This window comes from Tessaracoccus sp. SD287 (assembly GCF_017355265.1).
In the GTDB taxonomy this organism is placed as follows: domain Bacteria; phylum Actinomycetota; class Actinomycetes; order Propionibacteriales; family Propionibacteriaceae; genus Aestuariimicrobium.
Genome location: NZ_JADIJQ010000009.1, coordinates 15299 through 29620, shown reverse-complemented (window position 1 = coordinate 29620; position 14322 = coordinate 15299). Strand labels below are relative to the sequence as shown.

Sequence of the window (14322 nt, the reverse complement as noted above, 5' to 3'; positions counted from 1 at the left end):
CTGGTGGACAAGAGTGGTCCGTGCCCCCGTCCCCAGGAGAAATCGTGTCGTTGCCAGATGAGCCATGGGAGTGGCCCACGGTGTTGCTGCTGTTCACGTCCTTCCGGGCGGCCGAGGACCGCATCGTGGGTGCCATCGCCGAGGCGGGGTTTGATGACATCTCCAGGGCCCAGGCGCGCCTGCTGGCCGGCATTGACCCGGACGGCACGCGTCTGGTCGTCCTGGCTGAGCGCGCCCGCATCGCCAAGCAGACAGCCGTCCCCCTGGTGGACCGGCTCGAGGCCGACGGGTACGTCGAACGCCTGCCCGACCCAGCCGACGGTCGAGCTCGCCTGGTCCGACTGACCGAGCGGGGACGCGCCATCATCCCCCATGCCCGCGCCGAGGAAGCCCGCATCGAGGACGACTGGCGCCAGGTCCTGGGCAGCCGGCGGCTCGACGCCCTGCGTCGCTCCCTGCTGGACCTGCAGGTCCTCACCGGTGACGAGGAGGCATCCCGCTAGGCTGGCCACACCAGTCGAGGGGAGTCATCATGGTCAGCCGTCGCACGAAGTGGGCGTTGGGCGCGGCCATCGCCGGTGCTGCGGGCACCGTGGTCGCCAGTTCGGTCGACCAGGGGTCGCTGTTCCGCACGTGGCTGCCCATGCGTCGTCCTCGGGGCGGGCTGGTCGGTTACGGGGGCGACGTGCAGTTCCTGCGCGATGCGGTGCGCTGGCACGAGTTCGGCATCAGCGCCGACCAGCGCGAGGCCTTCGACGACGTGCTCGCGAACCGTCCGGTGCGCACCCTGGACGAACTGACGCTGGCCTGCTGCGAGGCGCTGGCCCATTTCGACAACGCTGCCACCACCGTGCTGATCACCCAGGCCCACCGGTTGCCGGTGCGCTTCGCCTGGATGAGGGACTCACTGGTGGTCGCCAAGGCGGCCCCTGACCATGCCCACCTCGCCGGGCAGCGGGTGCTGTCCATCGCCGGCGGGGCACCGGACGTGACCTGGCCCCTGTTCGCCCGCTTCGTCGGCGGAGGCACCCCGGCCTGGCTGCGCAACCGTTCGGCCTGGTTCTTCACCGTCCCCGAGGCGCTGCGCCAGATCGGGATGGGGGTGCACGGCGGCATCGTCGCCCTCGAACTGGAGGCAGCGGACGGAACCCTGAGCCACGTCAGCCTGACCGCCTCGTCCGAGCCGATGCCCGGTGGTCCGATGGCCGACTTCAGGGACCGCTTCCCCGGTGATGAGGGGCTGGGGACCCGCGGGTGGCGCACGGCGCTGCTCGACCCGGGGGAGGACCCCGACAGCCCCGAGGCGCCCAGCCCGCTCTACCTGCAGCACTGGGATGCGTTGCTGCGGACCGTCCAGGTGCCGCTGCCCGGCAGCGACCAGCACGCCCTCTACCTGCGCCTGATGGGCAACCCGGACGGCGATGACCCCGACCAGGACGCCGTCGACGAGGCACTGGGCGTGATTGGCGCCGGCGGCCACGCGCGCTACGTCGTCGACGTGCGCTACCACTGCGGCGGGGACTACCGGGTGACCCTTCCGCTGGTCAAGGCCATCGCCAGGGCAGCCCGCGCCGGGCACGTGCCGATCAAGGTGCTGGTCGGCCCCAACACCATCGGCGGCGGACTGATCAGCGCCTCGCAGTTTCTGGCCCACGCCCCCGAGCGCACCACGGTGCTGGGCAATGACGTCGGCGACCGGCTGCGCAGCCGTGCCCAGGGCCGGACGATCACCCTGCCGCACAGCAGACTGGTCGTCCAGCTCTGCCACGACTGGCACGACGTCGGCTCCGAACCGGGGCCGTGGAGCGACGTGTGGTTGCCCGACAAGTTCCTGTTGCAGGGCATCGGCGAGTTCCGTCCCGACGTGGACGTCCAGAACTCCTGGCGGGACTACCTGGCCGGACGTGACCGCCTGCTCGAAGCGGCGTTGGCCTGAGATGGACTGGCCCGCGCGCGTTCGTGACGTGGAGTGGATCGACGACCTGGTCGTCTACGACATTGCCCTGCCCACCCGTTTTCGTGGCATCACCGCCCGCCGCGGCATGGTGGTGCGCACCCCCCTCGGCTGGGTCGAGTGGAGCCCCTTCGAGGAGTACGGCATCGCCGAGGCCTCCCGCTGGTGGTTGGCAGCGCAATCCGCCGCGACCAGCGGTTTCCCCGAGCCGGTCCGCGACCAGGTGCCGGTCAACGTGACGGTGCCCGCCGAGGACGCCGCCTCCGCCCACGCCCGGGTGGCGGCCTCGGGATGTCGCACCGCCAAGGTCAAGGTCGCCGAGACGAACCAGGGCCCGGCCGACGACATCGCCCGGGTCGAGGCGGTCCGTGACGCACTCGGCGCCCAGGGTCGGGTGCGAATCGACGCCAATGGCGCCTGGACGCCGAGCCAGGCGCTGACCATGATCAACCAGTTGCGCCGATTCGACCTGGAGTACGTCGAACAGCCCTGCCGCACCACTGAGGAACTGGCCCGGCTGCGCCGGGAACTGGCCCGCCGCGGGTGGAATGTGCCCATTGCCGCCGACGAGTCGATCAGGCGGGTCGGTGACCCCGAACGGGTCGTCGAACTCGAGGCCGCTGACGTGGCCGTGATCAAGGTGCAGCCCCTGGGTGGAGTGCAGGCCTGCCTCGAACTGGGGGAGCGGCTCGGGCTGCCGCTGGTGGTCTCCTCGGCGTTGGAGACGTCCATCGGGCTGCGGGCTGGTCTGGCGCTGGCCGCCGCCCTGCCCGACCTGCCGTTCGCGTGCGGGTTGAACACCGCCGCTCTGTTGGATGGCGACCTGACCACCACCTCGTTGCGCGAGGTTGACGGTGTGCTGCAGGTCGGCGAGCTGGACGTCGATGCCGAGGCGCTGACCCGGTTTGCCGCTGACGAGAGGGTCACCGAACGCTGGCTGGAACGTCTGGACGGGGTGCTGCACCACCTGGTCGAGGCCGACGCGTGAGCTCGGTCGACCTGGCCCGGACCGTGGTGGCCACGTTGCTGGCCCAGGGGGTGCGGCAGGTGGTGCTGGCCCCCGGGTCCCGCAACGCCCCCCTGGCGCTGGCCCTGGCGGCCGCCGAACAGGCAGGGCAGCTGTCATTGCACGTGCGGGTGGATGAGCGCAGCGCCGGGTTCATCGCACTGGGGCTGGCGCGCGCCACCGGCGAGGTGGCAGCGGTGGTGACCACCTCGGGCACCGCCGTGGGAAACCTGCTGCCGGCCGTGATGGAGGCACGTCATGCCGGGGTGCCCCTGCTGGTGCTCAGCGCTGACCGGCCCTCGTCCATGATCAACTCCGGGGCGAACCAGACCACCCGACAGGACCGACTGCTCGGTGAGCATGCCCTGGAGTGCCTGCGGGTGGCCTCGGACTCTGGTGGCGTCGAGGACTGGCGCCACCTGGTCCGGCGGGCCGTGCTGCTGGCTTCCGGGGCGAGGACCCGCCAGCCGGGACCGGTCCAGTTGAACGTCGAACTCGCCGCGCCCCTGGTCGGCCCGGAGCTGCTGGAGCCAGTCGAACCGGCGGCGGTGCTGGCCGTCCGGGAGCCGATGCCCGCCTCGCCGCTGCTGCTCGACGGTCGCCCGCGCACCGTGGTCGTCGCCGGCGACGCCCCGCCCGCGGTGGGCGCCCGGGCCGTGGCCTTCGCGGCCGAGGCCGGGGCACCGCTGCTGGCCGAACCGTCCAGCAATGCCCGTCGCGGCGCCCACGCCATCGCCGGGTACCGGCTGCTGTTGCCGCGCTTGGCCGACCGGGTCGAGCGCGTCGTGGTCTTTGGACGGCCCACCCTGTCGCGTCCCGTCTCGGCGCTGCTCGCCCGCCACGACGTGGAGTTGATCATGGTGTCGGCAGGTGCCGACTGGATCGATCCGGGCCATGGCGCCAGCAGCGTCGTCGATGGCGTCACCACCGAGGACCGCGGCTCGGAGGAGTGGCTTCAGGAATGGCTGGCCGCCGACCGCGAGCTCGAGTCCTGCACCAGCCTCGGGGACGACGTGGACGGCGTGCTGTCGCCGCGGCTCGCGACCCGGACGGTGTGGGCGGGGTTCGGCGCCGACGACCTGGTCATGCTCGGCTCGTCCAACCCGATCAGGGACGCCGACCTGTTGCCGATCATGGACTCGGGCCCGGTGGTGCATGCCAATCGCGGGCTGGCCGGCATCGACGGCACGATCAGCACCGGCATCGGCCTGGCCCTGGGCTCAGGTCGTCCGGTGACCGTGGTGGTCGGGGACCTCACCTTCCTGCATGACGTCAGTGCTCTCGGCATCGGTGACCTGGAGCGGCGTCCCGACCTGCGGGTGGTCGTCCTGGACGATCATGGGGGCTCCATCTTCCATGGCCTGGAGCAGGGTGCCGCCGACTACCAGCGGCATTTCGAACGGGTCTTCGCCACCCCGCAACGCGTTGACCTGGCAATGGTCGCCGCCGGGTTCGGTGCCACGGTGACCCAGGTCAGCGCGGTCGATGACCTGGCCGCGGCGCTGGCGCGGCCCCCGGCAGGTGTCGAGGTCGTGGTGGTGCAGGTGGACCGGAGTGCCCGCCGAGCCGGGTAGCCCGCCGCGGTTCAGGTGCAGCGCCTGGCAGGGCGTCAGTTCTCCGCCGGCACTTCGTGAACGATGTGCCGTCTGGGTTGGTCTGGCCCGGCACTTTGTGAACGATGTGCCGTCTGGGGTTGCCTGGACCGGCACTTCGTGAACGATGTGCCGCCTGGCTCGGTCAGGACCGGCACTTGGTGAACGATGTGCCGCCTGGCCTCAACGAGCCCCGTGCTCGGTGCGCAACCACGCCCGCAGCACCTGGGTCGCCCGGACGTCGTCCTCGTTGTAGGCCAGCACCCGCTGCCGGGCTGCGTCGCGCTCCTCGGTCGACAAGGACGGGTCGATGGCGTCGGCGAACCAGCCCTGCGAGTTCAACCCGCCGGCCTCGTCGTCGCGCCACTGGAACCCGGCGCCCTCGTGGGCGACCACCTTCAGGCCGAGTCCCTGCACCCCGAAGAAGTGGGTCTCCATCACGGTGTAGAGGTCGACCCAGTGCTGGCCGACGCGTCCCAGTGCCCGTCCCAACAGGTCGTCAGGGCTCTTGTCGGCCGAGGACAGTTCACGCAGGTGGCGCGGCTCGTAGTCGGAGTAGTGGTAGACCCGGACCCGACGTCCGGTGGCGAAGAGGTCCTCCAGGAAGGACATGGCCTGGCGGGCCAGGCCCACCTGCGCCTCGGTGGTCATCGGACCCCAGTGGACGAAGGCATGGTAGGTCGGCGGCTGCCCGTCGGCGCTGACCAGCAGCCCCCACAGGTAGATCTCGTCATTGCTGCTGGTCTCGATGTCCAGGTCGACCTCGATGTCACCGGCCGGCAGGGCGATCGGGTCGTTGCCCACCCGGCTGAGGGCCACCCCGGCCCGCATCATCTGCGCCCGCTGGGCGGCGGTGCGCAATCGTCGTTCGGCCTGGTTGCGGTGGGCGACTTCGGGCAGGTACTGCGGCAGCAGCGCCTCCAGGCTGGCGTCGGCCAGGTCGTCCAGGGTGGAGATGCCCAGCTTGCGCAGCACCGAGATTTCGCGGACGTCCAGCGGTGTCTTGGTGATCCGCAGGCTCAGGTCGTCGGCGTCCAGCAGCGGTTCGCACCGCTGCCACCACGGGCATGAGGCGCACTCGCGCACCACGATCGGGGTGACCCGCGGGTGGTAGGGCTCGTCGGGACGATGGCCCTGGGCGGTCTGGGCGACGGTGAGGCGGAACCCGAACTCATGGTCGTAGCGCTCCAGCGCCGAGCGCATCCGCCAATGGGTCTCGGCGGTGCGCGAAAAGGTCCGCAGGAAACGATGCCGCAGGTCGACGAAGACGATGCCATGATCTGCTGCCCGCTCGTCCTCCAGCCCGATCAACTGGTCGGTGCCGATCAGGCCGGCCACCTCCCGCTCGGCGGCCCAACCCAGGTTCTCCAGGGCGCGCACGTAGTGGGCCATCTGGATCAACTCGGCGTCGCGCGAGGTGCGGAAGGAGTGCTCGTTGAGTGGCTGCAGCGCGGCCGCGAAGGGCTGTTCCAGCGGGGTCGTCCAGCAGAACACCTCGGTCGGGCGGCGCTTCTCGACCAGCAGCTTGCGTTTGACCTGCACCGGGTGGTAGCCGGGACGACCATCGGGTCGGTCCTGGCCGCGCACCAGAGCGTCCGGGTTGCCGCGGCGGTGACCGCCGGCGTCCAGGGGCAGCCAGGGACCGATGATGACGGCCGCCCCCGACGCGACGGCAGCGACGGTGGCCTCGGCCCGACCCTCGCGCTGGGTGCGCAGGTCCACGGCGCCTGGTGCACCCGCCAACCGGCCCAGCACCAGGTCCTTGTACTGCTGGGACCCGGCAAAGATCTCCTGCAGTTCTGCGTCGGCGCCCTCGCCTGGCGCAGCGATGGTCGGGTCGAACTGGTTCTGCGTCTTGACCGGGCAACTGCGCGCGGCGTACGCGTCGAGCAGGATCATTCTGCCCGACGAGGGTCGGGGCCGGCCTTCCAGCCACGGTGCAGGGCCACGATGCCGCCGGTCAGGTTCATCCAGCCGACCGCCTTCCAGCCGGCCCCCGACATCAACTCGGCCAGTCCCTGCTGGTCGGGCCAGGCCCGGATCGACTCGGTGAGGTAGGAGTAGGCCGGGCTGTTGCTGGCGAATCCCTTGGACAGGGTCGGGATGACAGTGCCCAGCACGAAGCCGTAGGCGCTGCGGAACAGCCGGTTGGTCGGCGTCGAGAACTCGGCGATGACGATCTGGCCGCCCGGCCGGGTCACCCGCAACAACTCCTGCAGGCCGGCGGCGGTGTCCTCGATGTTGCGCAGTCCGTAGCTGATGGTGACCACGTCGAAGGAGTTGTCGGCGTAGGGCAGCGACAGGGCGTCGCCAGCAATGAAGTTCAGGGTGGGCAGCTTCTGCTTGCCGACCCGCAGCATGCCCAGGCTCATGTCGGTGGGGAAGACGTGGGCGCCGGTGGCGGCCAGGGGGGCCGACGAGGCACCGGTGCCGGCGGCCAGGTCGAGGATCTTCATGCCCGCCTTCGGGTCGACTGCCTCGAGCACGTCCTTGCGCCACCGCTCGACCACGCCGAAGGTCATCAGCGAGTTCATCAGGTCGTACCGGGTGGCCACCGAGTCGAACATGGCGGCCACGTCAGCGCGACGCTTGGCGAGGGTGGCACGGGTCTGGGACATGCCACCAATCTTCCCACAAGCCGCCGACAGCACGTGCAGGCCCACGTCCGAGCAGTGAGGCGCCGACGGGTGTCGGAGCACCTTGGTCGATGGTGAACAATGTGTCCATGGCCAAAGCGAAGACCGTGCTCAGCGTGGACAACCTCGTCAAGCGATACGGGGACCACACCATCGTCGACAAGTTCAGCCTCACCATCAGTGAGGGCGAGGCGGTGGCGCTGACCGGACGCAACGGTGCCGGCAAGTCGACCATCCTGCGGTGCATCGTCGGTGCCGACCGTCCCACCGAGGGAACCGTCGAGGTGCTGGGCATGAAGGTTGCCGAGACCAACCCCGAGATCCGCCGCAACGTGGCCACCGTCATCGACGACCTCGACTTCTTCCCCGACCTGTCGGTCGTCGAGCACCTCGACCTGCTGGCCCGCGCGCACGGCCTGGACGACGTCGACGCGCTCGTCGACGAGGTGCTGGAGGAGGTGCAGCTGGTGCCCCAGTCGGGCCAGCTCCCCGGCACCCTGTCCTCGGGCCAGCGCCGCCGTCTGGCCCTGGCCACCGCCCTGGTCCGGCCCCGCAAACTGCTGGTGCTGGACGAGCCGGAGCAGCGCCTCGACGTCGAGGGCGTGGCCTGGCTCGGCAAGCGCCTGGCCGTGGAGAAGCAGAACGGGCTGGCGATCCTGATGGCCTCCCACGAGCCTTCCCTGGTCGAGGCGCTCAACGCCCGCGTGGTCGAGGTCGGCACCCGATGAGCCAGCCCCGACGCAACCGACGGGTCGGTCGCAGCGCCCAGAAGGCGCAGTCCGCGGCCCAGCCCCAGCCCGACGCGCCCCAGCAGCCGGTCCCGGTTGAGGTGCCCGAACCGGCACTGGTGCTCACCCACGACGTCAACGCCTTCGAGCAGCACGTCGTCGACGAACGCGCCCTGCTCGGCCTGATGGACGACTGGCGCAAGGGCCGCGCCACCAAGAACCTGTGGCAGGCGCTCAGCGACGCCTACATCGCCGTCTTCGCCATCGTGATGATCGTGGCCATGGTGGTCAGCTCGCTGATCCGTGCCCAGTCACTGGCCGCCGACTGCAGCACCGACGCCTGCAGTTCGGGTCGTGGGCTGCTGCCGTGGGCCGCCACCTTCGGGGTGCTCGCCTTCACCCTGGCCATCGCCCGGATGTTCGGCCCGGTGCTGGCCTCGGCCGCCGAGGGCTTCTGGCTGATGGAGGCGCCGGTGTCGCGCCGCCGCCTGCTGGGCCGTCGCCTGCTCGCTGCCGTGCTGATCGCACTGGTCAGCGGGGCGGTGCTGGGCGCGCTGGTGGCCACCCTGACCGGCTCGGCACCCGGGGCGATCGTGGCCTGGACCCTGGCCTGTGGCCTGGGTGCCGGCGGACTGACCGCGCTGGCCGCCGCCGAACAGGGCGCCGAGCGCACCTGGCGGGTCAAGCTCATCCACTCGGTGATGGCCCTGGCCGCGATGGCTGCCCTGCTGCTGGTCGTCGCCACCGCCGCCGGCTGGCTGCACCCGGTGCTCGGCCGCGACGTCACCGAACTGCTGGCCCTGGTGGTGGCTGGCATCGGACTGGTGATGCTGATCGCCTCGTCGATCATCGCCAACCACCGCATCGACCGCATCCGGCGCGCCCGGCTGGTCGCTGGCGGCAACCTGGTCAGCGGCATGCAGGGCGCTGCCTTCGCGCTCGACTTCGCCCTGATGCGCGACATCCTGGTGACCCGCGAGGCCAACGAGCGCGGGCACGTGAAGCCGACCCGCGGCCGGTCCACGGGCCTGCAGGCGCTGGTGATGCGCGACGTGCAGCGCCTGCACCGCTTCCCGCGGCCACTGCTCACCCTGCTGGCCAGCGCGATCGTGCCCTACGCCATGCAGGCCCTCGGCCTGGGCCGGTTGACCATCCCGATCTCGGCGCTGGTGCTGCTGGCTGCGCTGGTGCCGTTCTTCAACACGCTGCGGGTGCTGTCGCGCAGCAACGGCCTGGCCCGGATGCTGCCGTTCACCACCAGCCAGATCCGCACCGCTGCCTCGGTCGTCCCGGCGGTGCTGGCGCTGCTGTGGGCAATCCTGATCACCCCGGCCATCATGGGCGTCGCCGATGCCCCGATGATCGGCGCGGGTCCACTGGAGACGGCCATGATCGCCGTCGTCACCGCCGCGGCCGGCTTCGTCGGTGCCATTCGCTGGGTCAGCGCCAAGCCGGCCAACTACCAGGCGCCCATGGTGTCCACCCAGATGGGGGCGCTGCCGCCGGGGATGATCTTCAACCTGGTGCGGGGCTTCGACATGGTCGCCATCATCACCCTGCCCGCCCTGCTGGGCTGGTCGGTGTGGATCAGCATTGTGCTGGCCGTCATCTGCTTCTCGGTGCTGCGGATGGGCGGCATCGACCAGGAGGAACTGGCCGCCATGCAGGAGGAGAACCGCAAGCAGATGGAGCAGGCGCGGGCCACCACCAAGGGCGGCAAGCCCGGGTCCACGCCCAACGCCACACCGGGTCAGAAGATCAAGGTCACCCGCGGACGCTGACCCGGGCGCACCCGGGTCTGGTCGGGGCCCTAGTCGCCGACGGCCGCCCGCATGGGCAACAGCTTCGCCCGGGTCTCGGCGAGTTCGGCGACCGGGTCGGAGTCGGCGACGATGCCACCACCGGCGAACAGGCGGATCTCGCGGGGGTTGGCCCGGTTCAGCTGGCCGCCGCGCAACGCGATCGCCCATTCGCCATTGCCGTCGGCGTCCATCCAGCCCACCGGGCCGGCGTAGCGCTCCCGGTCCATGCCCTCGATGCGGGCGATCAGCGACCGGGCCACGTCGGTGGGGGTGCCGCAGACGGCCGCCGACGGGTGCAGCGCCGCCGCCATGGCCAGCGACGTCGCCCCGGGACGGGCGACACCGGTGATGTCGGTGGCCAGGTGCAGCACGTTCGGAAGTTCCAGGACGTAGGGGGCGTCGGGCACGTTCATGCCCGAGCAGAACGGCTCCAGGGCCTCGGCCACCGAGGTGACCGCGAACTCGTGCTCGCGCAGGTCCTTCGACGAGGAACTCAGCGCATCGGCCAGTAGGGCGGCGTCCTCGGGCCCGACACCATGACGGCGGATGGTTCCGGCCAGCACCCGCGAGGTCGCCAGACCGCCCTCGCGTCGCACCAGCATCTCGGGGGTGGCGCCCACCATGCCGTCGACCAGGTAGGTCCAGGTGGTGGGGTACTCGGCGGTCAGGTAGTTGACCAGGGACCGGGGGTCGATGGGGTCAACAGCAGTGGCCACCACGTCGCGGGCCAGGACCACCTTGTCGACCTCGTGGGCGTCGATGGCCCGGATGGCGGTGGCCACCAGCTCACTCCACGCCTCACCAGCCATGGCACCCTCGCGCCAGGTGACCCGACCATGGGGCATCGGGGCCGGCTGGGGGATCGGCAACAGGTCCGGCAGGGTGTCGTAGCCGACCAGGGTCATCCAGCTGACGCCCTTGCGGCGTCCGACCAGCAGCTCGGGCACGACCAGGACCGACGTGGCGGCGCTGTTGTCGGGGTCAAACAGGAACGAGCCAAAGGCCAGCGGGCCGGTGCCGAAATGGCCCATCAGTTCGGTTTCGTGCTCGACGTCGGCGATGAACTCCGACCAGGCGGCGTCAGCCTGGGAGGCCGTCCGAACCTCGACGCGGTGCACCTCACCCAACCCGATGATGCCGTCACCCCGCCGCAGGAAAGCGGTGGCAGCACCGGTCGGCAGGTAGGCCTCCAGCGGCCCGGGGTCAGGGATGGCAACCGTGCGCGCGCGCAGGCGGCCGCGGCGGTCGCTCCTTGTCACTGGGGCAGCCTAGCCGACCCACCGCACGGGTCGGGCAGGCCGGGTGCCCCAATTTGAGTAGCCCGATGTTGCCGAAATCCCTCGTGGGACGCCGGTTCGCCGCTCGTGAAAAAAGTGCCTAGACTCCCAGAGGAATGAGCCCTCAGGAAGTAGGAAAGATGAGTGACGTCGCGGTCGACCAGACCCCGCGTGACGACACCTCCGAGTCAGTCGAGGTGCTGCAGGCAGACGCCATCGTCGTGGGCGCCGGCCCCGCCGGTGCGGCCACCGCGGCCCATCTGGCGCGCCGCGGGCTGCAGGTACTGCTGCTCGAGAAGGCGACCTTCCCCCGCGACAAGATCTGCGGCGACGGACTGACCCCGCGCGCCGTCAAGCAGTTGGTCAACCTGGGCATCGACACCACCGCCGAGGGTTGGCACCGCAACAAGGGCCTGCGCGTCTACGGCGGCCGGGTGGAACCCTTCGACATGCCCTGGCCGGAACTGTCCGACTTCCCGAACTACGGACTGGTGCGCCGGCGCCAGGACTTCGACGAACTGTTGGCTCGGCACGCCGAAGCACTCGGCGCCACCCTGATCACCGGATGCACCGTCAAGACCCCCATCATCGACGAGCGCACCGACCGCATCGTTGGGGTGACCAGCAAGGACGGCCGCCAGTTCCGCGCTCCCATCGTCGTGGCCTGCGACGGTCCCTCCTCGCGCCTGTCGGTGCAGATGGGCATCACCAAGCGCGACGACCGTCCCATGGGTGTGGCCGCTCGCGCCTACTACGAGTGCGAACGGGGCGAGGGCGACTGGATGGAGTCCTGGCTGGAACTGTGGGACGGCAAACCCCACCAGTCGGCGCTGCTGCCCGGCTACGGCTGGGCCTTTCCCAGCGGCAACGGCATCAGCAATGTCGGCCTCGGCATGCTGAGCACCTCGCCGGCCTTCGCCAGGACCGACTACAAGGACCTGATGCTGCGCTGGCTCGCGGCCACCCCGCCCGAGTGGGGCTTCACCGAGGACAACCGGATCAGCGAGATCCGCAGCGCCCCGCTGCCGATGGCGTTCAACCGCCAGCCGGCCTACGCCCGCGGCCTGCTGCTGGTCGGCGACGCCGGCGGCATGGTCAACCCGTTCAACGGTGAGGGCATCGACTACGCCCTGGAGGCTGCCGAGATCGCCGCCGAGGCCATCGCCGAGGCCCGCTCCCGCGGCTGGGGCACCCCGAACGCCGAGCAGGCGCTGCAGGGCTACGTCACCCGCCTGAGGGCCGACATGGGCGGGTACTTCCGCCTGGGCACCATCTTTGCCAAGCTGATCGGCCATCCTGAGGTGATGAAGGTCTGCGTGCGCTACGGGCTGCCCCGCAAGAGCCTGATGAAGATTGTCCACAAGCTGCTGGCCAACCTCACCGACCAGCACGACGGGGACGTCGTCGACCGCCTGATCAACACCCTGACCCGGATTGCTCCGTCGGCATGACCGCGATCCGCCACACCCACTGCACCACCACATCAGAGCCTCGTCGGCTCGGGGGAGGACTCGCGTGAACGCCTACATTCCCATTCTCGGGATTTTTGCGCTGGCTTCGCTGTTCATCATCGTCTCGATCAACCTCAGCGGCCACGTGGGCCCGCAGCGGTACAACCGGGCGAAGTACGACTCCTACGAGTGCGGCATCCAGCCGACCCCCCAGCCCGTCGGCGGCGGCCGGTTCCCGGTGAAGTACTACATCACCGCGATGATGTTCATCATCTTCGACATCGAGATCGTCTTCCTCTACCCGTGGGCCGTGGCGTTCAACCAGATGACCCTTTTCCCGGTGCTCGCGATGCTCCTGTTCATCGTCACCGTGTTCATCCCCTACTTCTACGTCCTGCGCCGCGGCGGCCTGGACTGGGACTGACCAGAAACCCAGGAAGGAAACAATCATGGGTATTGAAGAACAGCTCCCCAGTGGCGTCATTCTCACCAGCATCGAGGCCATCGCCGGCTGGATGCGGCAGGCGTCGTTCTGGCCGGCCACGATGGGCCTGGCATGCTGCGCCATCGAGATGATGTCATTCGGTGCACCCCGCTTCGACGCCGGCCGCTGGGGCCAGGAAGTCTTCCGCGCCTCCCCGCGCCAGGCCGACCTGCTGATCGTCTCGGGCCGGGTCAGCCAGAAGATGGCCCCGGTCATCCGCCAGGTCTACGACCAGATGCCGAACCCCAAGTGGGTCATTTCGATGGGCGCCTGCGCCAGTTCCGGCGGCATGTTCAACAACTACGCGATCGTCCAGGGCTGCGACCACTTCCTGCCCGTCGACATCTACCTGCCCGGCTGCCCGCCGCGCCCCGACATGCTCATTGACGCCGTCTTCAAGCTGAAGAAGGGCATCGTCGCCAAGACCCCCATCGGCCCCAACATGGTCGAGCAGATCGAGACCCGCGAGGCCGAAGCGCTGGAAGCGCCCTCCACGATGGAGATGAAGGGACTCATGCGATGAGCGAGCAGAACAAGCAGGACAACAACTCGCCGAACACCCCGGCCCCCGATGCCCCCGCCCATGAGAAGCAGGGCTCTGCCGAGCCCAACCCGAAGGCGGGCGTCGAACGCGAGGACGCGCGGGCGTCGGAGACCACCGGCACCGTCCACCTGGCCCCGCAGACGCCGCAGGCCGGCGACCCGCAGGTGCTGCGGGTGCGCGAGGGCATGTGGGGTGGCCAGCGTTCCACCGACACCTCCGGCTACGGCGAGATCGCCCGCACCATCACCATGCCCGAGTCGGCCCAGCGTCCCTACGGCGGCTGGTTTGACCAGGTGGCCGACCGGATGGAGGCGCTGGTTCCCGGCTTCTCGACCGGACGCACCATCGTCGACCGCGGCGAGATCACCTTCCACGTGCGCCCCGCCAAGATGGTGGAGCTGGCCCGCGCCCTGCGCGACGACGCCCAGCTGCGCTTCGAGATGTGCCCCAGCGTGTCCGGGGTGCACTACCCGTACTCGGTCGGTGAGGAACTGCACGTGGTCTACCACCTGCTCTCGATCACCCACAACCGTCGCATCCGCCTCGAGGTCGGCCTGCCCGACGCTGACCCGCACACCCCGTCGCTGATCAGCGTCTACCCGCACGTCGACTGGCACGAGCGTGAGACCTGGGACATGTTCGGCATCATCTTCGATGGCCACCATGCCCTCACCCGCATCCTGATGCCCGATGACTGGCACGGCCACCCGCAGCGCAAGGACTACCCGCTCGGTGGCGTCGATGTCGAGTACAAGGGCGCCGTCGTCCCGCCGCCGCACGAGCGTAGGAGCTACTCCTGATGAGCACCCAGAACATCCACGAGCACGACGCTGAGCGCGCCATCCCGT

Annotated in this window: 13 protein-coding genes; 10 read left to right on the top strand and 3 right to left on the bottom strand. The window is 70.0% G+C overall.

What is annotated here, in order from left to right; genetic code table 11:
- Nucleotides 1-44 precede the first annotated feature (44 nt).
- The 4 genes from IPV09_RS05355 to menD are packed head-to-tail and all read left to right on the top strand — an operon-like array spanning nucleotide 45 to nucleotide 4534.
- Complete coding sequence (locus IPV09_RS05355) at nucleotides 45-503, top strand: MarR family winged helix-turn-helix transcriptional regulator (protein WP_370590230.1); 459 nt, start codon at nucleotides 45-47, stop codon at nucleotides 501-503.
- Nucleotides 504-532: 29 nt separating this feature from the next.
- On the top strand, nucleotides 533-1936 hold the full coding sequence (locus tag IPV09_RS05350; RefSeq protein ID WP_207474203.1) for a hypothetical protein: 1404 nt from the start codon (nucleotides 533-535) through the stop codon (nucleotides 1934-1936).
- A gap of 1 nt (nucleotide 1937) precedes the next feature.
- Entirely contained in the window at nucleotides 1938-2942 is a 1005-nt protein-coding gene (locus IPV09_RS05345; protein WP_207474201.1) for an o-succinylbenzoate synthase, read from the top strand.
- The gene (gene menD, locus IPV09_RS05340) at nucleotides 2939-4534 is read left to right on the top strand and encodes a 2-succinyl-5-enolpyruvyl-6-hydroxy-3-cyclohexene-1-carboxylic-acid synthase (protein WP_207474199.1); all 1596 of its coding nucleotides are present in this window, start codon (nucleotides 2939-2941) and stop codon (nucleotides 4532-4534) included. Before IPV09_RS05345 ends, menD begins: the two co-directional genes overlap by 4 nt.
- Nucleotides 4535-4735: 201 nt before the next feature.
- On the opposite strand, the gene IPV09_RS05335 is transcribed toward menD, so the two are convergent.
- Both IPV09_RS05335 and IPV09_RS05330 read right to left on the bottom strand, forming a co-directional pair.
- On the bottom strand, nucleotides 4736-6451 hold the full coding sequence (locus IPV09_RS05335; RefSeq protein WP_207474197.1) for a TM0106 family RecB-like putative nuclease: 1716 nt from the start codon (nucleotides 6449-6451) through the stop codon (nucleotides 4736-4738).
- Nucleotides 6448-7170: a class I SAM-dependent methyltransferase gene (locus IPV09_RS05330; protein ID WP_207474195.1), complete on the bottom strand. Its 723-nt coding sequence runs from the start codon at nucleotides 7168-7170 to the stop codon at nucleotides 6448-6450. Before IPV09_RS05330 ends, IPV09_RS05335 begins: the two co-directional genes overlap by 4 nt.
- A gap of 107 nt (nucleotides 7171-7277) precedes the next feature.
- On the opposite strand from IPV09_RS05330, the gene IPV09_RS05325 reads away from it, so the two are divergent.
- Entirely contained in the window at nucleotides 7278-7916 is a 639-nt protein-coding gene (locus tag IPV09_RS05325) for an ABC transporter ATP-binding protein (RefSeq protein ID WP_207474194.1), read from the top strand.
- Nucleotides 7913-9697, top strand: coding sequence for a DUF6297 family protein (locus IPV09_RS05320; protein WP_207474193.1), 1785 nt, complete (start codon nucleotides 7913-7915; stop codon nucleotides 9695-9697). The genes IPV09_RS05325 and IPV09_RS05320 overlap by 4 nt, the downstream gene beginning before the upstream one ends.
- 29 nt (nucleotides 9698-9726) lie before the next feature.
- On the opposite strand, the gene IPV09_RS05315 is transcribed toward IPV09_RS05320, so the two are convergent.
- A complete protein-coding gene (locus IPV09_RS05315) occupies nucleotides 9727-10977 on the bottom strand; it encodes an isochorismate synthase MenF (protein ID WP_207474192.1) in 1251 nt (416 codons plus the stop codon).
- A gap of 158 nt (nucleotides 10978-11135) precedes the next feature.
- On the opposite strand from IPV09_RS05315, the gene IPV09_RS05310 reads away from it, so the two are divergent.
- From IPV09_RS05310 to IPV09_RS05295, 4 genes are all read left to right on the top strand, one after another.
- Nucleotides 11136-12446 (top strand): geranylgeranyl reductase family protein, encoded by a 1311-nt coding sequence (locus tag IPV09_RS05310; protein ID WP_207474191.1) that lies wholly within the window; start codon nucleotides 11136-11138, stop codon nucleotides 12444-12446.
- Nucleotides 12447-12510: 64 nt separating this feature from the next.
- Nucleotides 12511-12870, top strand: a complete 360-nt coding sequence (locus IPV09_RS05305) for an NADH-quinone oxidoreductase subunit A (RefSeq protein WP_207474190.1) — start codon at nucleotides 12511-12513, stop codon at nucleotides 12868-12870.
- A gap of 25 nt (nucleotides 12871-12895) precedes the next feature.
- Nucleotides 12896-13453 carry an NADH-quinone oxidoreductase subunit B family protein gene (locus IPV09_RS05300; RefSeq protein WP_207474189.1) on the top strand — a complete coding sequence of 186 codons (558 nt, stop codon included), beginning with the start codon at nucleotides 12896-12898 and terminating at the stop codon, nucleotides 13451-13453.
- Nucleotides 13450-14274, top strand: coding sequence for an NADH-quinone oxidoreductase subunit C (locus IPV09_RS05295; RefSeq protein ID WP_207474187.1), 825 nt, complete (start codon nucleotides 13450-13452; stop codon nucleotides 14272-14274). Before IPV09_RS05300 ends, IPV09_RS05295 begins: the two co-directional genes overlap by 4 nt.
- Nucleotides 14275-14322 lie beyond the last annotated feature (48 nt).

Excerpts from the sequence above, each read along its gene's own strand:
- IPV09_RS05320 (WP_207474193.1), top strand. The coding sequence starts at position 7,913 with ATGAGCCAGCCCCGACGCAACCGACGGGTCGGTCGCAGCGCCCAGAAG.
- IPV09_RS05300 (WP_207474189.1), top strand. The coding sequence starts at position 12,896 with ATGGGTATTGAAGAACAGCTCCCCAGTGGCGTCATTCTCACCAGCATC.
- IPV09_RS05350 (WP_207474203.1), top strand. The coding sequence starts at position 533 with ATGGTCAGCCGTCGCACGAAGTGGGCGTTGGGCGCGGCCATCGCCGGT.
- IPV09_RS05295 (WP_207474187.1), top strand. The coding sequence starts at position 13,450 with ATGAGCGAGCAGAACAAGCAGGACAACAACTCGCCGAACACCCCGGCC.
- IPV09_RS05345 (WP_207474201.1), top strand. The coding sequence starts at position 1,938 with ATGGACTGGCCCGCGCGCGTTCGTGACGTGGAGTGGATCGACGACCTG.
- IPV09_RS05330 (WP_207474195.1), bottom strand. The coding sequence starts at position 7,170 with ATGTCCCAGACCCGTGCCACCCTCGCCAAGCGTCGCGCTGACGTGGCC.
- IPV09_RS05335 (WP_207474197.1), bottom strand. The coding sequence starts at position 6,451 with ATGATCCTGCTCGACGCGTACGCCGCGCGCAGTTGCCCGGTCAAGACG.
- IPV09_RS05310 (WP_207474191.1), top strand. The coding sequence starts at position 11,136 with ATGAGTGACGTCGCGGTCGACCAGACCCCGCGTGACGACACCTCCGAG.
- IPV09_RS05325 (WP_207474194.1), top strand. The coding sequence starts at position 7,278 with ATGGCCAAAGCGAAGACCGTGCTCAGCGTGGACAACCTCGTCAAGCGA.